22 protein-coding genes are annotated in these 21,689 nt (G+C 53.8%); 8 read left to right on the top strand and 14 right to left on the bottom strand.

Annotated features, from left to right (window positions below):
• Nucleotides 1-148: 148 nt before the first annotated feature.
• Entirely contained in the window at nt 149-715 is a 567-nt protein-coding gene (gene gmhB, locus OGX84_RS05725) for a D-glycero-beta-D-manno-heptose 1,7-bisphosphate 7-phosphatase (protein WP_112001154.1), read from the bottom strand.
• Nucleotides 716-904: 189 nt separating this feature from the next.
• On the opposite strand from gmhB, the gene metN reads away from it, so the two are divergent.
• The 6 genes from metN to proS all read left to right on the top strand — a co-directional run bounded on the left by metN (nt 905) and on the right by proS (nt 6,493).
• Entirely contained in the window at nt 905-1,936 is a 1,032-nt protein-coding gene (metN, locus tag OGX84_RS05720) for a methionine ABC transporter ATP-binding protein MetN (protein ID WP_286457548.1), read from the top strand.
• Entirely contained in the window at nt 1,929-2,582 is a 654-nt protein-coding gene (locus OGX84_RS05715) for a methionine ABC transporter permease MetI (protein ID WP_012133958.1), read from the top strand. The genes metN and OGX84_RS05715 overlap by 8 nt, the downstream gene beginning before the upstream one ends.
• A gap of 39 nt (nt 2,583-2,621) precedes the next feature.
• On the top strand, nt 2,622-3,437 hold the full coding sequence (metQ, locus tag OGX84_RS05710; protein WP_012133959.1) for a methionine ABC transporter substrate-binding lipoprotein MetQ: 816 nt from the start codon (nt 2,622-2,624) through the stop codon (nt 3,435-3,437).
• A gap of 118 nt (nt 3,438-3,555) precedes the next feature.
• Nucleotides 3,556-3,960, top strand: coding sequence for an envelope stress sensor lipoprotein RcsF (rcsF, locus tag OGX84_RS05705; protein WP_012133960.1), 405 nt, complete (start codon nt 3,556-3,558; stop codon nt 3,958-3,960).
• A complete protein-coding gene (gene tsaA, locus OGX84_RS05700; protein ID WP_230011997.1) occupies nt 3,957-4,664 on the top strand; it encodes a tRNA (N6-threonylcarbamoyladenosine(37)-N6)-methyltransferase TrmO in 708 nt (235 codons plus the stop codon). The genes rcsF and tsaA overlap by 4 nt, the downstream gene beginning before the upstream one ends.
• A 110-nt stretch (nt 4,665-4,774) precedes the next feature.
• Nucleotides 4,775-6,493 (top strand): proline--tRNA ligase, encoded by a 1,719-nt coding sequence (gene proS, locus OGX84_RS05695; RefSeq protein ID WP_012133963.1) that lies wholly within the window; start codon nt 4,775-4,777, stop codon nt 6,491-6,493.
• 59 nt (nt 6,494-6,552) lie between these two features.
• Here the strand turns inward: proS and nlpE are convergent, their stop codons facing one another.
• From nlpE to OGX84_RS05680, 3 genes are read right to left on the bottom strand one after another with little or no spacing between them, the layout of a single operon-like run.
• Nucleotides 6,553-7,257, bottom strand: a complete 705-nt coding sequence (nlpE, locus tag OGX84_RS05690) for an envelope stress response activation lipoprotein NlpE (RefSeq protein ID WP_012133964.1) — start codon at nt 7,255-7,257, stop codon at nt 6,553-6,555.
• 30 nt (nt 7,258-7,287) lie between these two features.
• Nucleotides 7,288-7,710 carry an alternative ribosome rescue aminoacyl-tRNA hydrolase ArfB gene (gene arfB / locus OGX84_RS05685; protein WP_012133965.1) on the bottom strand — a complete coding sequence of 141 codons (423 nt, stop codon included), beginning with the start codon at nt 7,708-7,710 and terminating at the stop codon, nt 7,288-7,290.
• On the bottom strand, nt 7,707-8,252 hold the full coding sequence (locus tag OGX84_RS05680; RefSeq protein ID WP_012133966.1) for a YaeQ family protein: 546 nt from the start codon (nt 8,250-8,252) through the stop codon (nt 7,707-7,709). The genes arfB and OGX84_RS05680 overlap by 4 nt, the downstream gene beginning before the upstream one ends.
• Before the next feature lie 199 nt (nt 8,253-8,451).
• Between OGX84_RS05680 and OGX84_RS05675 the strand changes: the two genes are divergently transcribed.
• A complete protein-coding gene (locus OGX84_RS05675) occupies nt 8,452-8,652 on the top strand; it encodes a YaeP family protein (protein WP_012133967.1) in 201 nt (66 codons plus the stop codon).
• Nucleotides 8,639-8,899 carry a Rho-binding antiterminator gene (rof, locus tag OGX84_RS05670; protein WP_024130681.1) on the top strand — a complete coding sequence of 87 codons (261 nt, stop codon included), beginning with the start codon at nt 8,639-8,641 and terminating at the stop codon, nt 8,897-8,899. The genes OGX84_RS05675 and rof overlap by 14 nt, the downstream gene beginning before the upstream one ends.
• 83 nt (nt 8,900-8,982) lie before the next feature.
• Here the strand turns inward: rof and tilS are convergent, their stop codons facing one another.
• The 10 genes from tilS to lpxD all read right to left on the bottom strand — a co-directional run bounded on the left by tilS (nt 8,983) and on the right by lpxD (nt 21,687).
• Nucleotides 8,983-10,299 carry a tRNA lysidine(34) synthetase TilS gene (gene tilS / locus OGX84_RS05665; protein ID WP_286457543.1) on the bottom strand — a complete coding sequence of 439 codons (1,317 nt, stop codon included), beginning with the start codon at nt 10,297-10,299 and terminating at the stop codon, nt 8,983-8,985.
• Nucleotides 10,300-10,361: 62 nt separating this feature from the next.
• A complete protein-coding gene (locus tag OGX84_RS05660; protein ID WP_071257623.1) occupies nt 10,362-10,751 on the bottom strand; it encodes a VOC family protein in 390 nt (129 codons plus the stop codon).
• Nucleotides 10,752-10,810: 59 nt separating this feature from the next.
• On the bottom strand, nt 10,811-12,949 hold the full coding sequence (ldcC, locus tag OGX84_RS05655; RefSeq protein ID WP_286457541.1) for a lysine decarboxylase LdcC: 2,139 nt from the start codon (nt 12,947-12,949) through the stop codon (nt 10,811-10,813).
• 129 nt (nt 12,950-13,078) lie between these two features.
• Nucleotides 13,079-14,038, bottom strand: coding sequence for an acetyl-CoA carboxylase carboxyl transferase subunit alpha (accA, locus tag OGX84_RS05650; RefSeq protein ID WP_286457539.1), 960 nt, complete (start codon nt 14,036-14,038; stop codon nt 13,079-13,081).
• A gap of 12 nt (nt 14,039-14,050) precedes the next feature.
• Nucleotides 14,051-17,533, bottom strand: coding sequence for a DNA polymerase III subunit alpha (dnaE, locus tag OGX84_RS05645; RefSeq protein WP_024130683.1), 3,483 nt, complete (start codon nt 17,531-17,533; stop codon nt 14,051-14,053).
• A 36-nt stretch (nt 17,534-17,569) separates the two neighbouring features.
• Nucleotides 17,570-18,166: a ribonuclease HII gene (gene rnhB, locus OGX84_RS05640; RefSeq protein WP_012133974.1), complete on the bottom strand. Its 597-nt coding sequence runs from the start codon at nt 18,164-18,166 to the stop codon at nt 17,570-17,572.
• On the bottom strand, nt 18,163-19,311 hold the full coding sequence (gene lpxB / locus OGX84_RS05635) for a lipid-A-disaccharide synthase (RefSeq protein ID WP_012133975.1): 1,149 nt from the start codon (nt 19,309-19,311) through the stop codon (nt 18,163-18,165). The genes rnhB and lpxB overlap by 4 nt, the downstream gene beginning before the upstream one ends.
• Nucleotides 19,311-20,099, bottom strand: a complete 789-nt coding sequence (lpxA, locus tag OGX84_RS05630; RefSeq protein ID WP_024130684.1) for an acyl-ACP--UDP-N-acetylglucosamine O-acyltransferase — start codon at nt 20,097-20,099, stop codon at nt 19,311-19,313. Before lpxA ends, lpxB begins: the two co-directional genes overlap by 1 nt.
• A 3-nt stretch (nt 20,100-20,102) precedes the next feature.
• On the bottom strand, nt 20,103-20,558 hold the full coding sequence (gene fabZ, locus OGX84_RS05625; protein ID WP_003018528.1) for a 3-hydroxyacyl-ACP dehydratase FabZ: 456 nt from the start codon (nt 20,556-20,558) through the stop codon (nt 20,103-20,105).
• A gap of 103 nt (nt 20,559-20,661) precedes the next feature.
• Nucleotides 20,662-21,687 carry a UDP-3-O-(3-hydroxymyristoyl)glucosamine N-acyltransferase gene (lpxD, locus tag OGX84_RS05620; RefSeq protein WP_047458811.1) on the bottom strand — a complete coding sequence of 342 codons (1,026 nt, stop codon included), beginning with the start codon at nt 21,685-21,687 and terminating at the stop codon, nt 20,662-20,664.
• Nucleotides 21,688-21,689 lie beyond the last annotated feature (2 nt).

Here is a 21,689-nt window from a genome sequence, read left to right as displayed (position 1 = left end):
CAGGATTTTTCTCTTTAATCAACCGGCTGTTTGTGTGAAGTGATTCACATCCGCCGTGTCGATGGAGGCGCATTATAGGGGGTCGTCTCAGGAAGACAAGCGGAAAAATGCATTTTTATCTCAACCGCTCATCTTTTAATCATAACGCTTATTTTTGCTGCTTTCTTATCGCCGATGGCAGGTCAGCAAGGCTATTTAACACCCAATCTGCCGCATTTTCTGCTTCGGGCGTAACGGGCTTGCCGGTGCGTACCAATACTTTCGTACCAACATTTGCAGCTGCCGCCGCCTGCATATCTTCTATTTTGTCACCCACCATATAAGACGCGGCCATATCAATGTGCAGAAAATCACGCGCAGAGATAAGCATCCCGGGATGCGGTTTACGACAATCACACGCCTGACGGAACTCTTCTACGCTGCCCTGCGGATGATGCGGACAATAATAGATGCCATCCAGATCGACATCGCGGTCCGCCAGCGACCAGTCCATCCATTCGGTCAACGTCTCGAACTGCGCTTCCGTAAATTTACCGCGCGCAATACCAGACTGGTTGGTAACAACGACAAGCGCAAAGCCCATCTTTTTCAGTTCACGCATCGCGTCAATGACGCCTTCAATAAACTCGAACTCATCGATTTCATGTACGTAACTATGATCCACATTAATAGTGCCATCACGGTCGAGGAAAATTGCGGGTACGGACTTTGCCACCTTTTATAGCTCCTGAATAAGGCATGTGCCGTTAGTATCGCATGTTTCAGCGAGCAAGAAAGTGCTCATCATCGAAAGCCTGATTGATTTAGACGTCTGGATGCCTTAACATCCATTTTGTTGACGGCTTCGACCGTATCAGGCAGAAGAAAATGCCACGGCTAACTTAATTACGATAATAAATAATCAATGATTAAACTTTCGAATATCACCAAAGTGTTCCAACAGGGGACTCGCACCATTCAGGCGCTGAACAACGTCAGCCTGCATGTCCCTGCCGGACAAATTTATGGCGTTATTGGCGCCTCCGGCGCCGGTAAAAGCACACTCATTCGCTGTGTGAATCTGCTGGAACGTCCCACGGAAGGGAGCGTATTGGTTGGCGGCCAGGAGCTGACCACCCTTTCTGAATCTGAGTTGACGAAAGCCCGTCGCCAGATTGGCATGATTTTCCAGCATTTTAACCTGTTATCTTCACGTACCGTTTTTGGCAACGTGGCGTTGCCGCTGGAACTGGACAATACGCCGAAAGACGAGATTAAACGCCGCGTCACAGAGCTGTTGGATCTGGTAGGGCTCGGCGATAAGCACGACAGCTACCCGGCCAACCTTTCCGGCGGTCAGAAACAGCGTGTGGCGATTGCTCGCGCATTAGCCAGCAATCCCAAAGTCCTGCTGTGCGACGAGGCCACCAGCGCACTCGATCCGGCAACGACCCGTTCGATTCTGGAACTGCTGAAAGATATTAACCGTCGCCTTGGCCTGACCATTCTTCTTATTACTCATGAGATGGATGTGGTTAAGCGCATTTGCGATTGTGTCGCAGTTATCAGTAACGGAGAACTGATTGAGCAGGATACGGTCAGCGAAGTGTTCTCCCATCCAAAGACGCCGCTGGCGCAGAAGTTTATCCAGTCCACATTGCATCTGGATATCCCGGAAGATTATCTGGAACGTTTAAAAGCGGAGCCGTATGCGAGCAGCGTCCCCATGCTGCGTATGGAATTTACCGGACAATCCGTAGACGCCCCGCTGCTGTCTGAGACGGCCCGCCGCTTCAATGTGAACAACAACATTATTAGCGCGCAGATGGATTACGCAGGCGGCGTGAAGTTCGGCATTATGCTGACGGAAATGCACGGCACGCAAGAAGAGACGCAAGCCGCAATTGCCTGGTTGCAGGAACACCATGTGAAAGTAGAGGTACTGGGTTATGTCTGAGGCGATGATGTGGTTACTGGCGCGCGGCGTCTGGGAAACGCTGGCAATGACTTTTGTATCCGGCTTTTTTGGTTTTGTTATTGGTCTGCCGGTTGGCGTACTGCTGTACGTTACGCGTCCAGGGCAAATTATTGAAAACGCGAAGCTCTACCGCACACTCTCTGCGGTCGTCAATATCTTCCGTTCTATCCCGTTCATTATCTTACTGGTATGGATGATTCCGTTTACCCGTGTGATTGTCGGCACCTCCATCGGTTTGCAGGCGGCGATTGTGCCGTTAACCGTCGGCGCTGCGCCGTTTATCGCCCGCATGGTGGAAAACGCATTGCTGGAAATCCCAACCGGATTGATCGAAGCCTCCCGTGCGATGGGAGCCACGCCGCTGCAAATCGTGCGTAAGGTGCTGCTGCCGGAAGCATTACCGGGTCTGGTCAATGCCGCAACCATTACCCTGATCACCCTGGTGGGCTACTCTGCTATGGGCGGCGCCGTTGGCGCTGGCGGACTCGGTCAGATTGGCTATCAGTATGGTTACATTGGCTACAATGCTACCGTGATGAATACGGTGCTGGTATTACTGGTCGTTCTGGTTTATTTAATTCAGTTATCCGGCGATCGCATCGTTCGGGCAGTGACGCACAAGTAACATTAAACACAACACAAATGACTCATTAAGGAAATAAGCATGGCGTTCAAATTTAAAACCTTTGCGGCAGTGGGAGCCCTGATTGGTTCTCTGGCACTTGTGGGTTGCGGCCAGGATGAAAAAGATCCGAACCACATCAAAGTGGGCGTGATTGTCGGCGCTGAACAGCAGGTTGCGGAAGTCGCGCAAAAAGTAGCGAAAGAAAAATACGGTCTGGATGTTGAGCTGGTGACGTTCAACGACTACGTATTACCGAACGAAGCGTTAAGCAAAGGCGATATCGACGCGAACGCTTTCCAGCACAAGCCGTACCTGGATCAGCAAATCAAAGATCGCGGTTACAAGCTGGTTGCCGTTGGCAATACCTTTGTTTATCCGATCGCCGGTTATTCCAAAAAAATCAAATCACTTGATGAGCTACAGGATGGTTCTCAGGTAGCCGTACCAAACGATCCGACTAACCTTGGTCGTTCACTGCTGCTGTTGCAGAAAGTAGGGTTAATCAAACTGAAAGATGGCGTTGGCCTGCTGCCGACCGTTCTGGACGTGACCGAAAACCCGAAGAACCTGAAAATTGTTGAGCTGGAAGCACCGCAACTGCCGCGCTCTCTGGACGATGCGCAAATTGCCCTGGCCGTGATTAACACCACTTACGCCAGCCAGATTGACCTGACGCCGGCAAAAGACGGTATCTTCGTGGAAGATAAAGATTCCCCGTACGTTAACCTGATCGTAACGCGTGAAGACAATAAAGACGCAGAGAACGTGAAGAAATTCGTTCAGGCTTATCAGTCTGACGAAGTCTACGAAGCCGCGAATAAAGTCTTCAACGGCGGTGCTGTTAAAGGCTGGTAATTTTTAGGCGGTTTCCACAATCTGTAATATCATTCAGGACGGGCGCTTGCCCGTCTTGTCATTTATGCAAGCTCCTGATTCAATATCTGACGATTAGATCATTCATTGAGGAAATATTATGCGTGCTTTACCGATCTGTTTATTGGCACTCATGCTGGGCGGTTGTTCCATGCTAAGCAGATCCCCTGTTGAACCCGTTCAAAGCACCGCAACCCCGCCAAAAGCGGAGTCGGAAAAACCGAAAGCGCCGCGTGCCGCACCGGTCCGAATTTACACCAACGCCGAAGAGTTAGTGGGTAAACCGTTCCGCGATCTTGGCGAAGTCAGCGGTGACTCCTGCCAGGCATCTAATCAGGATTCCCCGCCGAGCATCCCGACGGCACGTAAACGCATGCAGATTAACGCCTCTAAAATGAAGGCGAATGCTGTACTGCTGCACAGCTGCGAAGTCACCAGTGGAACGCCAGGCTGCTACCGTCAGGCTGTTTGCATCGGTTCCGCCCTTAACATCTCGGCTAAATGAGCAGTTTTCAGTTCGAGCAAATAGGCGTTATTCGCTCCCCCTATAAAGAAAAGTTCGCCGTCCCGCGCCAGCCTGGTCTGGTAAAAAGCGCCGACGGCGAACTGCATCTTGTTGCGCCCTATAATCAGGCCGATGCCGTTCGCGGTCTGGAAGCGTTCAGCCATTTGTGGGTGATCTTCGTCTTTCATCAGACGATGGCTGGCGGATGGCGCCCGACGGTTCGCCCTCCCCGTCTCGGCGGCAATGCCCGGATGGGCGTCTTCGCGACCCGCTCCACCTTTCGCCCTAACCCTGTCGGCATGTCGCTGGTTGAGTTGAAAGAGATTGTCTGTCAGAAAGAGAAAGTCATCCTGAAGCTGGGCAGCCTGGATCTGGTTGATGGTACGCCGGTTATTGATATCAAACCCTACCTGCCGTTTGCCGAGTCATTACCGGGCGCAACGGCCAGCTACGCGCAACAGGCGCCTGTGGCAGAGATGCACGTCAGCTTCACGGCCAGCATTGACCAACAGCTTTCACGGCTTGAACAACGTTACCCGCAACTGAAAACATTTATCGGCGAAGTGCTGGCGCAAGATCCGCGTCCTGCCTATCGTAAAGGTGAAGAGACCGGTAAAACGTACGCCGTCTGGCTGCACGATTTCAACGTGCGCTGGCGCGTCACCGAAGAGGGTTTTGAAGTCTTTGCGCTGGAACCCCGCTAATTTCACGCCCTTCTCTTTTGACATCCCTTTCTCGCTGGTAAACTAAATCACTTTTTTTGTGTCAGGCTCGCGTTGAGCCTGTTCGATCGTCCAACTGGAACCGTAACAACATGCGTACTAGCCAATATCTGCTCTCCACTCTGAAGGAGACACCTGCCGACGCCGAGGTTATCAGCCATCAGCTGATGCTGCGCGCCGGGATGATCCGCAAGCTCGCCTCCGGGTTATATACCTGGCTGCCGACTGGCCTGCGCGTCCTGAAAAAAGTCGAAAACATCGTGCGTGAAGAGATGAATAACGCCGGTGCCATCGAGGTGTCAATGCCAGTGGTTCAGCCTGCTGACCTGTGGCAAGAGAGTGGTCGTTGGGAACAGTACGGCCCGGAACTGCTGCGTTTTGTTGACCGTGGCGAGCGTCCGTTCGTACTCGGCCCGACTCACGAAGAAGTTATCACCGACCTGATTCGTAACGAACTCAGCTCTTACAAACAGCTGCCGCTGAACTTCTTCCAGATCCAGACCAAATTCCGTGACGAAGTACGTCCGCGTTTCGGCGTAATGCGTTCCCGCGAGTTCCTGATGAAAGACGCCTACTCTTTCCATACCTCTCAGGAATCGCTACAGGAAACTTACGACGCGATGTATGCCGCTTACAGCAAAATCTTCAGCCGTATGGGCCTGGATTTCCGCGCAGTACAGGCAGACACGGGGTCTATCGGCGGTAACGCATCCCACGAGTTCCAGGTACTGGCGCAAAGCGGTGAAGATGATGTGATCTTCTCTGATTCTTCTGACTACGCGGCTAACATTGAGTTCGCCGAAGCCGTTGCGCCGAAAGCGCCGCGCGCGGCTGCCAGCCAGGAGATGACGCTGGTTGATACGCCAAACGCGAAAACCATCGCGGAGCTGGTTGAGCAGTTCAATCTGCCGATTGAGAAAACCGTCAAAACGCTGCTGGTGAAAGCAGTTGAAGGAAGCAGCTACCCGCTGGTTGCTCTGCTGGTACGTGGCGATCACGAACTGAACGAAGTGAAAGCGGAAAAACTGCCGCAGGTTGCCAGCCCGCTGACCTTCGCCACAGAAGAAGAGATTCGTGCGCTGGTGAAAGCCGGCCCGGGTTCTCTCGGCCCGGTAAATATGCCGGTTCCGGTGGTGATCGACCGTACCGTTGCAGTAATGAGCGATTTCGCGGCAGGCGCCAACATCGACGGTAAACACTACTTCGGCATCAACTGGGATCGCGATGTCGCGACGCCAGAAGTCGCCGATATCCGTAACGTCGTGGCAGGCGATCCAAGCCCGGACGGCCAGGGCACGCTGCTGATTAAACGCGGCATCGAAGTGGGTCATATCTTCCAGCTGGGCACCAAGTATTCCGAAGCGCTGAAAGCCTCCGTACAGGGTGAAGATGGTCGTAACCAGATCCTGACGATGGGTTGCTACGGTATCGGGGTAACGCGCGTGGTGGCGGCGGCGATTGAGCAGAACTACGACGAACGCGGTATTGTATGGCCTGACGCCATTGCGCCATTCCAGGTTGCCATTCTGCCGATGAACATGCACAAGTCCTTCCGGGTGCAGGAACTGGCGGAAAAACTGTACGGTGAACTGCGCGCGCAAGGCATCGAAGTGCTGATGGATGACCGTAAAGAGCGTCCGGGCGTCATGTTCGCGGATATGGAACTGATCGGCATCCCGCACACTATCGTGCTGGGCGACCGTAACCTGGACAACGACGATATTGAATACAAATACCGTCGTAACGGCGAGAAGCAGTTGATTAAAACTGGCGAGATCGTCGATTTCCTGGTGAAAGCCATCAAAGGCTAAACACAAAAAACCCCGCATTAGCGGGGTTTTTTAATGTCCAGACGGGGTCGATACCGCAATTACTTGCTGGAACAATCCTGTCCAGGAACGAATTTAATCTCTTTATCGGCCACCAGCGTTTTTACCTGCGCGCCCGTATCCGGGTTGGCTTCCTGCGTAAAGTGGCCTTCCACCGTTAATAATACCGGTTTTTCCGCAGCGCCTCGTGCCGCCAGATAATCACGTTCCAGCTGAGCATTGTTCGCCACCGGCATGCGTTTCCCGGTAGCGCAATCGGTAAAGGTCGCCGCATCCGCCATATAGAAATACATGCCGCGCACCGGCATTGGCGTTACGGGCAAACTGGCAGACACCGACTCAAGCGTGTAATTAAACTGCGACTCAATCGGATTACCTTCACGATCAAGCATTTCCAGAGCGTCGCCTTTCGCACGATAGTAAGACTTCTCGCCTTTGCTGTCGGTCAATACCAGTTTATCGGCTGTACGCGCCCAGGTGCCATACGAGGCAAACGAAGAGGGTTCTTCACGAACGCCCTGATAACGTTCATTCATCACCCATGTTCCATCTTTTTCCAGGAACAAAGAGGTTTCGATCCCTTCACAGTCTGCGCAAGGCAATACGCCACGCCAGCTTTGCTGCATCGGTTTTAATTCTGCCGTCTGCGTCGGCTGTAGCGCCTCCACTTCAGTACGATTATTACATCCGATCAAGGCAAAGAGCGTACATGCTGCCGCTACTGACAATATCGCTGTTTTCACCATAAATTCCTTATGAAATGTTATCCCCGCTCGTCACTCCTGAGGACGACGAACTCTACCGCGAAGCGCCTTCACTGTGGATTTTTGTGCCTTCGATGACAACCTGCGTTCTTTCGACGCGCGCGTAGGGCGGGTTGCCCGTCGGCTTTTTTGCACTGCGGTTAATTCTTTGATGACTGCCACCAGCCGGGCGATAGCCGCCTCCCGGTTGAGCTCCTGGCTGCGATACTCCTGCGCCTTGATAATAATGACGCCATCGCTGCTAATAAGATGATGGCTGGCAGCCAACAAACGTTCCTTATAATACTCTGGCAGGCCAGAGGCCCGAATGTCAAAGCGCAAATGGATAGCCGTTGAGGTCTTATTAACGTGCTGTCCACCCGCTCCCTGCGCACGAATGGCTGTGATTTCCAGCTCATTGTCGGGAATCGAGACATTTCGGGAGATGACAATCATGAAGGCTGTTGCCATGCAGCCAGATGAATTTCCAGATTATTCTGAGAATCCGACAGCCAGATGGCGCCATCCTGAATCGTTGCCTGCAACGTCATGGTTCGGCCGGCAAAATCACTCAGTTTCGCCAGTTGCTCATCATCCAGATACCACACGGACAGGTTAGCGTACTGCGCGCATTTACTCTGGTTCTGCTGCCACCAGATTTGCGCGGCACGACTATTATAGGCAAACAGCGCAACCTCCGCAGCCTGGGTACAGGCTTTCTTAATGCGGCGCTCATCCGGCAGCCCCAGCTCAACCCATAAATCAATCCCCAGATGGTCGTTACGCAGCCATGCCTCAGGCTCATCTTCTGCGCTCAGACCACGCGTGAACTGTAGGCGCTCATCGGCATATTTAATCCAGGCCAGCAGGCGCAGCATCATGCGCTCCTGCGTTTCAGAAGGGTGACGCGCCAGCGTCAATGCCGCGTCAAGAAACTGGTTGCGGTCAAGATCCGCCACATTGACTACGGCTTTATAAATCGTCGCTTTAAGCGCCATGAGAGAACTCCTTTCGAATCAGGGACACATTGTAGCGAAATCTGCGTCAAAAGGCTGTTAACGGATGTCGTATACCTGCACCGTCAACCTGCTGATATTGCCTGGATGGGTATGTTATAGTCACCTTGCTAAACAGAGTTTATCTTCGTAGGCTTAGACTTGCATCCACGGTTAAGTCAGAGTGCTGACAGGAGGGCATGTGGAAAAATATTGTGAGTTAATACGCAAGCGGTATGCGGAAATCGCCAGCGGAGACTTAGGGTATGTCCCGGATGCGCTGGGTTGTGTATTGAAAGTGCTTAATGAAGTGGCAGCAGACGATGCCCTTTCAGAGTCGGTCAGGGAAAAGGCGGCATATGCTGCCGCGAACTTACTGGTGAGCGATTATGTCAATGAATGAAACGTATCAACCCATCAACTGCGATGATTACGACAATCTTGAGCTCGCCTGCCAGCATCATCTGTTACTGACGCTGGAACTTAAGGATGGAGAAGTTTTACAGGCGAAAGCCAACGATCTGGTGTCGCGCAAAAACGTGGAATATCTGATCGCGGATGTCGCCGGTGAAACACGCGAGCTGCGTCTGGACAAAATTACCAGCTTCAGTCATCCACAAATCGGTACTGTAATCGTCAGCGAATCCTGATTCTTTTGTTGCCGGATGGCGGTGCAAGCACCTTATCCGGCCTACTTTCCATGCGATACGTAGGCCTGATAAGCGCAGCGCCATCAGGCATTACGCGATGACGACGTCTCTTCCTTCCATTCCAGCCTGACGCCCGCTCCCTCCTCCGCCAGACCATCACAGGTAACAAAAATACCTGCGGCAGCAATCAACGTCTCGCCATAAAACAGCAGCGGCGTGGTATCCCGCCGCCAGGGCGGTACGCCCAGCTCCTGCCAGATTTTCTTTAGCTTACGCCCGCCATTGCGCCCGATAATATGCAGTAACCCAGATGCCTTAAAGCGTATGCTAACTGGCTCGTCGGCACGCGGCATGCGCAGGTCGCCTCCTGGAACGAGCCGCACCGTCCCAAGTCCAACGGGCAGCGATAACGGTGTTTGCCACGATGGCCACGGGATCACCGTCGCGCTTTGGCCGGTAACGGATTTTATCCACCATAGCTGTGACTGATAACGGCGAATGTCGTACTCGCCAAAGCGCAAACAGGGAGCGGCGTCCTCACGCGCCAGCGCCACCTCCTGCCAGATACGTTCCAGCCCGTCTCGGGAAGGCATCGGCGCATGCTTCGCAGCCAGCCAGCGGCGCAATAGCGCAGCACGTCGCGGGCCGCTCATCGCCATTAACGGCGCTAACTGCAATGCTCCATCAGCGGTGATACAGCCCGCTAAATCCTCTGCCAGAAGCTCATCCAGCAGGCGCTCCTGTTCTGCGCAAAGCGCGGCGCTACGGGCAGTCGCTTCAGCAAAATGCGGCCAGCGTTGTTGCAGCAGCGGTAGCACCCTAAGGCGCAGGAAATTACGATCGTAGGCATCATCCTGATTGCTTTCATCCTCAATCCAGCGCAGCGCATAGCGTTTTGCCCACTGCTCCAGCGCCGCACGGGTTTCCCCAAGTAGCGGGCGGATCAGCTGCGTTCCGGCAAACGACGAGCGTTCCCCCATAGCGGACAATCCCGCCGGGCCGCTGCTGCGCTTCAACGCCAGCAGAAACGTTTCACATTGATCGTCAAGATGCTGGGCCGTGACCAGGACTTCACCGGGATGCAGCACCTGTGCAAAGGCCGCGTATCGCGCCTGGCGCGCCTGAGCCTCAATCCCCAACCCCTCATCCTGAAGCTGCACTCGTCGGACAACCAGCGGCACCTGCCACTGCTGGCACACAGCCTCGCAATGCGTCACCCAGCTATCGGCATGAGAGCTTAACCCATGATGAATATGGATGGCGCGCAGCGTGACATCAGGCTGCTGTTCTCGCCATTGCACCAGTTGATGCAGCAGTACGGTAGAATCCAGCCCGCCGCTAAAGGCCACCAGAATCTGGCGGTATGGCAGGAGTGAGGCGTTCAGGGTGAGTGTTGTCATGATCATTGCTTAACTGTGGCACTGCCCGGCACGTTACCGGGCAGAAACCGTGATGACAAGTTTTACTGCTCATACAGTTCGAGCGGTAGTCCGTCTGGATCGTTGAAAAAGGTAAAACGTTTATTCGTAAACGGGTCAACGCGAACCGACTCGCATTTAACGTTGTTCGCCTCCAGATGCGCTACCGCTTTGTCTACGTCTTCCACGCTGAACGCCAGATGCCGCAGACCGCAGGCCTCCGGTCGGCTCGGTCGCGCAGGCGGGAAGGGAAAAGAAAAAAGCTCAATCACATATTGCCCGTTTAACGCCAGGTCGCCTTTCCAGGAATCACGTTCTTCCCGGTACGCTTCACTCAACAGCGTGAAGCCCAGTACGTCACAATAAAACGTTTTGCTCGCCGCATAATCCGTCGCAATAATCGCAATATGGTGAACCTGTTTTAATCCCAGCATAGCGTCTCCTTAATGTGTTATCAGCACGTTACCCGCCTTGCAGTCGCTCAGGCAAGCCATCATGCCGTTTTTAAGACTCTCACTCGGTAAACGCCATCTTCATCCTGTTTTGCGCCATGAATATCGGTCTCAAAGCCAGGGTAATGGTGGCCGATGGAACACAGCATCAGCAGAAAATCGAGTACCGCACGGCTCGCTTCGGTGATCATCTCCCCCGGCATCAGCAACGGCACGCCTGGCGGATACGGCAGCACCATACTGGCGGAAATACGCCCCACCAGTCGATCAATCGCGATGGTCTCCACTTCGCCTTTTATCTGCCTCTGCCAGGCCTGATACGGCGTCATTTTCATTTCGGGCAATGTGTCGAACGCCCGTAGCATCAACCCGGAAAGATCGTGCTGGCGGATCAGTTTATGGATACCCTGCGCCAGATCCTGAATCCGCATATTACGATAAAAATCGGGATCTTCGGCGTACAGATCCGGCAGCATATTTTTAACGCGCAGATTAAGATCGTAAGCGCGTTTAAACTCCGTCAGGCCGCGCAGCAATCCCATCGCCCGGGTTTTATCAATACCAATACTGAACAGGAACAGCAGGTTATAAGGCCCGGTTTTTTCTACCACCACGCCACGCTCATCAAGAAACTTCGCCACCAGCGCGGCGGGAATCCCCTCCTCGCTCATGTTGCCCTGCTCATCCATACCGGGCGTCAAAATGGTGACTTTCACCGAATCGAGAAACATATGGTCGGCATCCGCATCGGTAAAACCGTGCCACTCCTCGCCGGGCGCAACGGGCCAGCATTCCGCTTCATCCACCTCTTCCGGTTGCCAGATATCAAAGAACCAGCCTTCTGACTCTTCGCGCAGCCGCTGTACCTCTTTGCGAAAATGAAGCGCCCGCTCCACGGAGCGATTGATCAATCGTTTACCCGGATTGCCACGCAGCATTGCCGCAGCCGTCTCAATCGACGCCACGATGGGGTAGCTTGGCGATGTTGAGGTGTGCATCATAAACGCTTCATTAAAGGTATCTTCATCGTAATCCCCTTTAATGTGAATAAGCGATGCCTGGGACAGCGCCGCCAGCATTTTATGCGTCGACTGCGTTTCGAAGATGACTTTTCCCGGCACCCGCTCGCCGCTCATCCCGCTTTTCCCCTGATAAATCGGGTGAAAATGGGTATAGGGCACCCAGGCCGAGTCGAAATGGATCGAAGGGACATCCAGCGTTTGTTTAATCCAGTTGGTGTTGTACAGCAGGCCGTCATAGGTCGAGTTGGTGATAACCGCATGTACCGGCCACTGCGCCTGCGCCGTCTCCGAAACCTTATGTTCAATACTCTCACGCGTAAATTCACGCTTAGGAATGCCCCCCAGAATACCGAGTGCGTTGCGCGTGGGTTTCAGCCAGAGGGGCACCACATCGCTCATCATCAACAGGTGCGCGAGAGATTTATGGCAGTTGCGGTCAATCAGCAGCGTGCTGCCCGACGGCGCCGCGTACATGCCGACAATTTTGTTCGATGTGGAGGTGCCGTTGGTCACCATATAACTCTGCTCGGCGCCGAAGGTGCGGGCAATATACTCTTCCGCCTCCAGGTGCGGCCCGGTATGGTCCAGCAGCGAACCCAGTTCGGTCACGGAAATAGACACATCCGCTTTTAGCGTATTCCCCCCGAAGAAGTCATAAAACAGACAGCCAATCGGGCTTTTCTGGTACGCCGTTCCCGCCATATGCCCCGGCGTACAGAAGGTATACTTCCCTTCCTTCACATAGGTAAACAGCGCCCGGGTGAACGGCGGCGTGATATTATCAAGGTATTCATTCGTATACTGGCGGATGCGGGTTGCAATATCTTCTGACTGGCCGAGCGCGTATTCAAAAAACCACAGTGCCATACGCATATCATGCACGCTGACATCCATCGTCGAATGCGTATTGATAAACGCATACAACGGCAGGTACTCATTTAGCTGGTTGATATCGCTACACAAATCGAGGCTGTACTCATCCCAGTCAAAAATGACGCCACAGATTCGCGGATTGTGTTCAATGAATTTCAGCAGGTCGACGCTATTTTGCGGCCAGATAATCTGAAACCCCTGCGACTGTAGGGCAAGCTCAAGTTCCTTGATGGGTTCGTCTTTATAAAAAACGCCATGCGGCCCCATGATGGCAATGATATTCATGCGTTCCTCCTGGAAAAACCTTAGCTAATCATAGCCTGGTCAAACCGCAGATAAAAAAAAGGGCCACAAAATGTGACCCTTTTTACTCCATGTCCGATAAGCGTAAGCGCCATCAGGCATTGATGATGTTTACGCGTAGCCGTAGCTCATCAGGCGCTGATAACGACGGTTTTTCAAATCGTCTTTGCTCAACACGTCGAGATCGGCGAGATCAGCCAGCAGTTGCGCTTTCAGAGAAGCCGCCATCGTTTCCGGGTTACGGTGCGCGCCACCCAGCGGTTCCTGAATGATGGAATCAATCAGCTTCAGCTCTTTCAGGCGCGGCGCGATAATACCCATCGCTTCTGCGGCCAATGGCGCTTTGTCCGCGCTTTTCCACAGAATGGACGCACAGCCTTCCGGGGAGATAACGGAATAGGTGCTGTACTGCAACATATTCACTTTATCGCCCACGCCAATCGCCAGCGCGCCGCCGGAACCCCCTTCGCCAATGACGGTACAAATCACCGGTACGCTCAGGCGTGACATTTCACGCAGGTTACGTGCGATCGCTTCAGACTGACCGCGTTCTTCCGCGCCCACGCCAGGGTAAGCGCCAGGGGTGTCGATAAAGGTAATGATCGGCATGTTGAAACGCTCAGCCATTTCCATCAGACGCAGCGCTTTGCGATACCCTTCAGGTGCCGGCATGCCGAAGTTACGACGGATTTTCTCTTTTGTTTCACGGCCTTTCTGATGACCAATAATCATCACTGGACGACCATCCAGACGCGCGATGCCGCCGACGATAGCTTTATCATCCGCATAGGCGCGATCGCCCGCCAGTTCGTCAAATTCATCAAACGCCAGGCGAACATAATCCAGGGTGTATGGACGTTGCGGATGGCGCGCCAGTTGAGCAACCTGCCATGCGCCAAGATCGGCAAAGATTTTGCGCGTCAGTTCTACGCTTTTTTCACGCAGACGATGCACTTCTTCATCGATATTAATATCCAGTTTCTCGTCCTGGCGGCTTACCGCTGTCAGAGAATCGATTTTCGCTTCCAGCTCTGCAATCGGCTGTTCAAAATCAAGGAAATTCAGACTCATAGTATTCCTGTATTAGTCAAACTCCAGTTCCACCTGCTCCGAACCAATGAGGCCACGGAGATCGTTTAGCAAACGATCGCTCGGAGAGACACGCCACGTCGCGCCAAAACGCAACCGCGCGCGTGCATCCGCCCTCTGATAGTAGAGATGTACTGGAATTGTCCCCGAGCGGTGGGGTTCCAGAGACTGACGGAGTCGGTTTAAAAGCTGGTCATCAATTTGCCTGTCCGTCAGCGAGATAGCAAGCCCGCGAGCATATTTTTCCCGGGCTTCGTCAATATCCATGACTTCACGGGCCATCATTTTAAGCCCGCCGCTGAAGTCATCAAAGCTGACCTGTCCGCTGACGATAAGTATGCGGTCTTTTTCCAGCAATTGCTGATATTTATCCAGAGCGTCGGTAAACAGCATAACTTCCAGACGTCCAGAGCGGTCATCCAGCGTACAGATGCCGATACGATTGCCGCGCTTGGTGACCATAACCCTTGCAGCAATCACGAGCCCCGCAGCCGTGGTGACTTTACCACGTTCTGTCGGATGCATGTCTTTCAGCCGGTAGCCTCCGACATAGCGCTCAATTTCTTTTAAATACTGATTGATAGGGTGCCCCGTCAGGTAAAGCCCCAACGTTTCACGTTCCCCGTCCAGCACCACCTGTTCCGGCCACGGCTGGCAGCTGGCATAGGATTGTTCAATTTGTTCCGGCTCTTCAGCCAGTACGCCAAACATGTCCGCCTGCCCGATCGCTTCCGCTTTGGCATGCTGATCGGCGGCTTTCAGCGCGTCGCCCAGCGAGTTCATCAGCGCGGCGCGGTGCGGCCCAAGGCGGTCAAACGCCCCGGACATGATCAGTTTTTCCAGTACCCGGCGGTTGAGCTTTTTCGTGTCCGTGCGGGCACATAAATCAAACAGCTCGCGGAAGTAACCGTCTTTATTGCGCGCCTCGATGATAGCTTCAATCGGGCCTTCACCCACACCTTTGATCGCGCCGATGCCGTAAACAATTTCGCCGTCGTCGTTAACGTGGAAGTGATACAGCCCTGAGTTGATATCCGGCGGCAGGATTTTAAGCCCCATGCGCCAGCATTCATCCACCAGACCGACCACTTTTTCGGTGTTGTCCATATCGGCGGTCATTACCGCCGCCATAAACTCTGCCGGGTAGTGCGCTTTCAGCCACAGCGTCTGGTAAGACACCAGCGCATAGGCGGCGGAGTGCGATTTGTTAAACCCGTACCCGGCGAACTTTTCCACCAGGTCGAAGATTTTTATCGCCAGTTCGCCGTCGATGCCGTTCTTTCTGGCGCCCTCTTCAAAGACGGAACGCTGTTTCGCCATCTCTTCCGGCTTTTTCTTACCCATCGCACGACGCAGCATATCCGCGCCGCCAAGGGTGTAACCGGAAAGCACCTGGGCAATCTGCATAACCTGTTCCTGGTACAGGATGATGCCGTAGGTCGGCTCCAGTACGGGTTTCAGGCTTTCATGCTGCCATTGCACGTCTGGATAGGAAATCTCTTCACGGCCATGCTTACGGTCGATGAAGTTATCCACCATGCCCGACTGCAACGGGCCGGGGCGGAACAACGCCACCAGCGCGATCATATCTTCGAAGCAGTCAGGTTGTAGACGCTTAATCAGATCTTTCATGCCGCGGGATTCAAGCTGGAAGACCGCCGTGGTTTCCGAGCGTTGCAGCATGTCGAAACTTTTCTTGTCATCCAGCGGGATCGCCGCGATATCCAACGGCGGTTCGCCATTCTTCTCGCGGCGGGCGTTGATCATCTCCAGCGCCCAGTTAATGATGGTGAGCGTGCGCAGCCCCAGGAAGTCGAATTTGACCAGCCCGGCGTATTCCACGTCGTTTTTATCAAACTGCGTTACCGGGTGCTGACCGGCCTCATCACAGTACAGCGGCGCAAAATCGGTGATTTTGGTCGGCGCGATAACCACGCCACCGGCGTGCTTACCGGCGTTACGCGTGACGCCTTCCAGCTTGCGCGCCATATCGATCAGCGCTTTAACTTCCTCATCCGCCTCGTAAATTTCCGGCAGTTGCGGTTCCGCCTCAAACGCTTTCGCCAGCGTCATGCCCGGGTCAGGCGGCACCAGCTTCGAGATACGATCCACGAAACCGTACGGGTGCCCCAGCACGCGCCCCACGTCGCGGATAACCGCTTTCGCCGCCATCGTACCGAAGGTAATAATCTGAGATACCGCATCGCGGCCGTACATATCCGCTACGTGTTCGATAACCTGGTCGCGTTTCTCCATGCAGAAGTCAACGTCGAAGTCAGGCATGGAGACACGTTCCGGGTTAAGGAAACGTTCGAACAGCAGGTCGAATTCCAGCGGATCAAGGTCGGTAATTTTCAGCGCATAAGCCACCAGCGACCCCGCACCGGAACCGCGCCCCGGCCCTACCGGTACGCCGTTATCTTTCGACCACTGGATAAACTCCATCACGATGAGGAAGTAGCCTGGGAACCCCATCTGGTTAATAACCTGAAGTTCAATGTCCAGACGTTCGTCATAGGGGGGACGCTTCTCTTTACGCACCGCTTCGTCAGGGAACAGGAATTCGAGACGTTCTTCCAGACCTTCTTTCGATTTCTTGACCAGGAAGTCTTCGGTGGTCATGTCGCCCGTCGGAAACTGCGGCAGGAAGTATTCGCCCAGACGGACGGTCACGTTACAGCGTTTGGCAATCTCAACGCTGTTTTCCAGCGCTTCCGGGATGTCGGAGAACAGTTCGCACATCTCGTCTTCGCTACGCATATATTGCTGCGGCGAATAGTTACGCGGGCGTTTAGGATCATCGAGCGTAAAACCATCGTGAATAGCCACGCGGATTTCGTGCGCGTCAAAGTCCTCGCTGTTAATAAAGCGGACATCATTCGTTGCGACAACCGGCAAGCCACGCGTTTCCGCCAGCTCAACCGCCGCATGCAGATACGTTTCCTCATCCTGCCGACCCGTGCGGATCAGCTCCAGATAGTAGCGGTCGGAGAAATGTTCTTCATAGAAGGCGACGCATTCGTCCACCAGCGCACTGTTGCCACGCAACAAACTGCGGCCCACATCGCCCATCCGACCACCGGAAAGCAAAATCAGACCGTCTTTTAATTCAGTCAGCCATTCCCTGTCGATCACCGGCCCTTCTGCGCCATAGCCACGCTGATAGGCTTTTGAGATCAACAGAGTAAGATTCTGATAGCCCGTATTATTTGCCGCCAGCACGGTCAACTGGCAAAGTTCATCTCCCAGCGGAGTGCCGCGAACATGGAAATCAGCGCCGACAATGGGCTTAATCCCTGCGCCGTGGCCCGTTCCGTAGAACTTCACCAGACCGCAAAGGTTGGTAAAATCGGTGATCGCCAGCGCAGGCATGCCTAACGCGGCCGCCTTTTTTACCAGCGGCCCAGTTTTCGCCAGCCCATCGATCATGGAGTAGTCGCTGTGCACCCGCAGGTGAACGAAACGTGGTTCAGACATCTTCAGATTCCCGTTTACTTAATCTCGACACAAGAATCAGGACGCAAGTCCCAGGGCGCGTTTGACAGGAGCAAAACTACGTCGATGATGCTCCGTCGCACCATGTTCAGCAAGCGCCGCCAGATGAAAAGCGGTCGGATACCCTTTGTGCTGGGCAAAACCATACTGTGGGAAAATACCGTCCAGCGCCGCCATTTCGGCATCGCGCGTCACTTTCGCAATAATAGATGCCGCACTGATCTCCGCCACACGGCTGTCGCCTTTCACCACCGCCATAGAGGGCACGGGCAGTGCCGGACAGCGGTTGCCGTCAATCAGCACATATTCCGGCGCAATATGCAAACCGGCAACGGCGCGCTGCATCGCCAGCATCGTGGCGTGCAAAATATTCAGCTCATCAATTTCGTGAGGTTCCGCGCGTCCCAGACTCCAGCTTAACGCTTTTTCTTTGATTTCATCATACAGCGCCAGACGGCGCTTTTCTGAGAGCTTCTTGGAATCATTGAGACCCACGATTGGGCGAGCCGGATCGAGGATCACAGCGGCCGTCACCACCGCGCCGACCAGCGGGCCACGTCCAACTTCATCCACACCCGCGACCAACTGCGTATGCGGATAAACAAATTCGATCATTGTGCTAACTCCAGGACAGCGTCCGCCGCTTGCTCATCGGCATTGCAACGGATTTGCTGGTGCAACTCGCGGAAGGTGTCATGCATCGCATGGCTGGTTTTGCCATTCGCCAGCAGCGGCAGCAAGGCCTCTGCAAGCGCATGCGGCTCACACTCTTCCTGCAACAGCTCTTTGACTAATTCTCTTCCCGCCAGCAGATTAGGCAGCGAAACATAATCGGTCTTTACCAGGCGCTTCGCCAGCCAGAAGGTAAAGGGTTTCATCCGATACCCCACCACCATCGGGCATTTCGCCAGCATACACTCCAGCGCCGCCGTACCAGACGCCAGCAATGCGGCGTCGCTGGCCACCATCGCTTCACGTCCCATTCCGTCGAGCAGATGCACGGAAAGCTCCGGCGCAACCTCAGCTTTAATGCGCTCGAACTGCTCGCGGCGTTTAGCGTTCACCAGCGGTACGACAACTTCAAGGTCAGGATAGGTCTGACGCAGCAGCTGCGCGGTTTTCAGGAAGTCCGCGCTCAACATCTCCACTTCCGCGCCACGGCTACCGGGCAGTAGCGCCAGGCAGTGTGCATCATGCGAGATTCCCAGCACATCACGCGCGGCGTTTTTATCCGGGTCCAGCGGCATAGCGTCCGCCATCGTATGCCCGATAAAACGGCATGGCACGTTAAACTTGTCGTAAAACGCTTTTTCGAAAGGCAGAAAAGCCAGCACCATATTGGTGGATCTGCCTATTTTGAAAACGCGTTTCTGTCGCCACGCCCAGACGGACGGACTGACATAATGGATGGTTTTTATGCCCTGCTTTTTCAGGTTGCCTTCAAGGGTAATATTGAAGTCCGGCGCATCAATGCCGACAAAAACATCCGGCTGAAGCTCGGTAAAGCGGCGGGTCAAATCGGCACGAATATGCAATAAACGACGCAGGCGACCAAGCACTTCAACAATGCCCATTACCGCCAGCTCTTCCATCTCATACCAGGCTTCGCAGCCCTCAGCCTGCATACGCGGCCCCGCCACGCCGACGAAACGCGCGTTGGGCACACGCGCCTTCAGCGCGCGAATTAAGCCTGCACCAAGAATATCGCCGGAGGTTTCTCCGGCGACCAGGGCTATCGTTAAGGGACGCTGTTCCGCCATTAACGAATCAGACCGCGCGTTGAGCGGGCAAAGAAATCGCTAAAGAGTTGCACTTCCGGGTACTGCTTCGCCAGTTCGGCAATTTCCGGTTTAGCTTCATCCAGCGTTTTGCCGCTGCGGTACAACGCTTTGTAAGCGTTGCGGATCGCGGTGATCGCTTCGCGGGTGAAACCGCGACGCTTCAGCCCTTCGATGTTGACGCCAAACGGCGTCGCGTGATTGCCCTGAGCAATAACGTACGGCGGAACGTCCTGGGCAACGCCAGAACAGCCGCCAACCATCACATGCGCGCCAATGGTGCAGAACTGGTGCACTGCGGTCATGCCGCCGATGATGACAAAATCATCCAGCGAAACGTGGCCCGCAAGCGTAGCGTTATTGGCCAGAATACAGCGGTTGCCTACTGTACAATCGTGCGCCACATGGGCATTGATCATCAGTAAGTTATCGCTGCCCACCTTCGTCAACCCACCACCCTGCACTGTGCCACGATGAATGGTGACGCTTTCGCGAATGCGGTTACGATCGCCAATTTCCACACGGGTCGGTTCGCCAGCATATTTCAGATCCTGGTTTACTTCACCGATGGAGGCGAACTGATAAATCTCGTTATCGCGACCAATTTTTGTATGGCCATTCACGACAACGTGAGACTTCAGTACGGTACCCTCACCAATTTCGACATGGGGTCCAACAATACAAAAAGGACCAATATGAACATTAGCGCCAATACAGGCGCCGTCTTCCACAATGGCAGTTGGATGAATAAAGGCGGATTTATCAATCACGTATCAGGCCTCCCGGCTACGAGCACACATCATGGTTGCTTCGCACACAACTTTGCCATCGACCAGAGCAACCCCTTTAAAGCGGGTCAGGCCACGGCGCGTTTTCTCGAAAGTCACTTCCATGATCATCTGATCGCCAGGCACGACAGGACGCTTAAAGCGCGCTTCGTCAATACCCGCGAAGTAATACAGTTCACCCGGCTCCAGTTTTCCAACGCTTTTAAACGCCAGAATCCCTGTTGCCTGCGCCATCGCTTCCAGAATCAGCACACCCGGAAAAATCGGTTTACCCGGGAAATGGCCCTGGAAGAAAGGCTCATTTACGGAGACATTCTTCACTGCGCGCAGAAAACGACCTTCTTCAAAGTCCAGCACACGGTCAACCAGCAAAAACGGAAAACGGTGCGGCAGAAGTTCTAAAATCTCTTCAATATGCAGAGTATGAGTGTTAGTAGTCAAAATACTCTTCCTGTCCAAATATACTAAAAGGCAATAATAACACGGCCTGCCGCAATCATATGAATGTGACAGGCCGTAAAAGGATGGCACTACAGGTGGAACGCTAGTCTTGTTGATTAACCTTGCGCTCAATCGCTTTGAGACGCTTGCTCATATCATCAATGTTCATCACCAGTGCAGCGGTTTTACGCCATACTTTGTTAGGCTGCAACGGAATGCCTGAAGAATAGACGCCAGGCTCAGTGACAGGACGCATGACCATCCCCATACCCGTCACCGTGACTTTATCGCATATTTCCATATGCCCGTTAATCACGCTGGCCCCGCCAATCATGCAGTAACGGCCAATCTTCAGGCTGCCCGCCATAATGACGCCACCGGCAACCGCCGTATTGTCGCCAATCACAACGTTATGTGCAATCTGGCACTGGTTATCAATGATAACGCCGTTGCCGATCACAGTGTCATCCAGCGCGCCACGGTCAATCGTCGTACAGGCGCCGATCTCAACACGATCGCCAATAATGACGCGACCAAGCTGCGGGATCTTCACCCAGTTACCCCGATCGTTAGCGTAACCAAAACCGTCTGCGCCGACGACAGTGCTCGACTGGATCAGGCAATTCTCACCGATCTGAATGTCGTGGTAAATCGTTACATTCGCCCACAGACGCGAACCTGCACCGATTTTTGTGTTTTTCCCGACGAAGCAACCTGCGCCGATAATCACGTTATCGCCCAGTTCTACGCCAGACTCAATTACCGCATTCGCGCCAACTGAAACATTGTTACCCAGCGTCGCTGTCGCATCGATCGCTGCACTCGGTGCAATATTCTGCGCAGGCTGCGGCGTGGTATCTAAAATTTGCGCCATTCGCGCATACGTCAGGTAGGGGTTCTTCACTACCAGCGCAGCACTCTTAGCAAAAGGAAGATCGTCCTGCGTCATGACAACGGCAGAAGCCTGGCATACGCCTAAGTGTTCACGGTATTTAGGATTCACCATGAACGTGATGTGGCCTGTTTGCGCAGATTGCATGGACGCAACGCCGGTGATGACGATATCGCCATCACCGTGTAATTCTGCATCCAACTGCTCTGCTAAATCAGCCAGTCGAATTGAAGGCATTA

It is taken from the genome of Citrobacter sp. CK202 (genome assembly GCF_030333225.1).
GTDB lineage: Bacteria > Pseudomonadota > Gammaproteobacteria > Enterobacterales > Enterobacteriaceae > Citrobacter_B > Citrobacter_B koseri.
Note: the sequence above shows the minus strand (reverse complement) of the source record. Positions and strands in the feature narration are given on the sequence as shown.

What these genes read in the sequence shown, in the direction of transcription:
- ldcC (WP_286457541.1), bottom strand. Translation starts at nt 12,949, where the DNA reads ATGAATATCATTGCCATCATGGGGCCGCATGGCGTTTTTTATAAAGAC.
- dnaE (WP_024130683.1), bottom strand. Translation starts at nt 17,533, where the DNA reads ATGTCTGAACCACGTTTCGTTCACCTGCGGGTGCACAGCGACTACTCC.
- proS (WP_012133963.1), top strand. Translation starts at nt 4,775, where the DNA reads ATGCGTACTAGCCAATATCTGCTCTCCACTCTGAAGGAGACACCTGCC.
- rcsF (WP_012133960.1), top strand. Translation starts at nt 3,556, where the DNA reads ATGCGTGCTTTACCGATCTGTTTATTGGCACTCATGCTGGGCGGTTGT.
- metN (WP_286457548.1), top strand. Translation starts at nt 905, where the DNA reads ATGATTAAACTTTCGAATATCACCAAAGTGTTCCAACAGGGGACTCGC.
- rof (WP_024130681.1), top strand. Translation starts at nt 8,639, where the DNA reads ATGTCAATGAATGAAACGTATCAACCCATCAACTGCGATGATTACGAC.
- metQ (WP_012133959.1), top strand. Translation starts at nt 2,622, where the DNA reads ATGGCGTTCAAATTTAAAACCTTTGCGGCAGTGGGAGCCCTGATTGGT.
- rnhB (WP_012133974.1), bottom strand. Translation starts at nt 18,166, where the DNA reads ATGATCGAATTTGTTTATCCGCATACGCAGTTGGTCGCGGGTGTGGAT.
- arfB (WP_012133965.1), bottom strand. Translation starts at nt 7,710, where the DNA reads ATGATTGTCATCTCCCGAAATGTCTCGATTCCCGACAATGAGCTGGAA.
- OGX84_RS05680 (WP_012133966.1), bottom strand. Translation starts at nt 8,252, where the DNA reads ATGGCGCTTAAAGCGACGATTTATAAAGCCGTAGTCAATGTGGCGGAT.
- lpxB (WP_012133975.1), bottom strand. Translation starts at nt 19,311, where the DNA reads ATGGCGGAACAGCGTCCCTTAACGATAGCCCTGGTCGCCGGAGAAACC.
- lpxD (WP_047458811.1), bottom strand. Translation starts at nt 21,687, where the DNA reads ATGCCTTCAATTCGACTGGCTGATTTAGCAGAGCAGTTGGATGCAGAA.
- tsaA (WP_230011997.1), top strand. Translation starts at nt 3,957, where the DNA reads ATGAGCAGTTTTCAGTTCGAGCAAATAGGCGTTATTCGCTCCCCCTAT.
- accA (WP_286457539.1), bottom strand. Translation starts at nt 14,038, where the DNA reads ATGAGTCTGAATTTCCTTGATTTTGAACAGCCGATTGCAGAGCTGGAA.
- OGX84_RS05660 (WP_071257623.1), bottom strand. Translation starts at nt 10,751, where the DNA reads ATGCTGGGATTAAAACAGGTTCACCATATTGCGATTATTGCGACGGAT.
- tilS (WP_286457543.1), bottom strand. Translation starts at nt 10,299, where the DNA reads ATGACAACACTCACCCTGAACGCCTCACTCCTGCCATACCGCCAGATT.
- OGX84_RS05715 (WP_012133958.1), top strand. Translation starts at nt 1,929, where the DNA reads ATGTCTGAGGCGATGATGTGGTTACTGGCGCGCGGCGTCTGGGAAACG.
- nlpE (WP_012133964.1), bottom strand. Translation starts at nt 7,257, where the DNA reads ATGGTGAAAACAGCGATATTGTCAGTAGCGGCAGCATGTACGCTCTTT.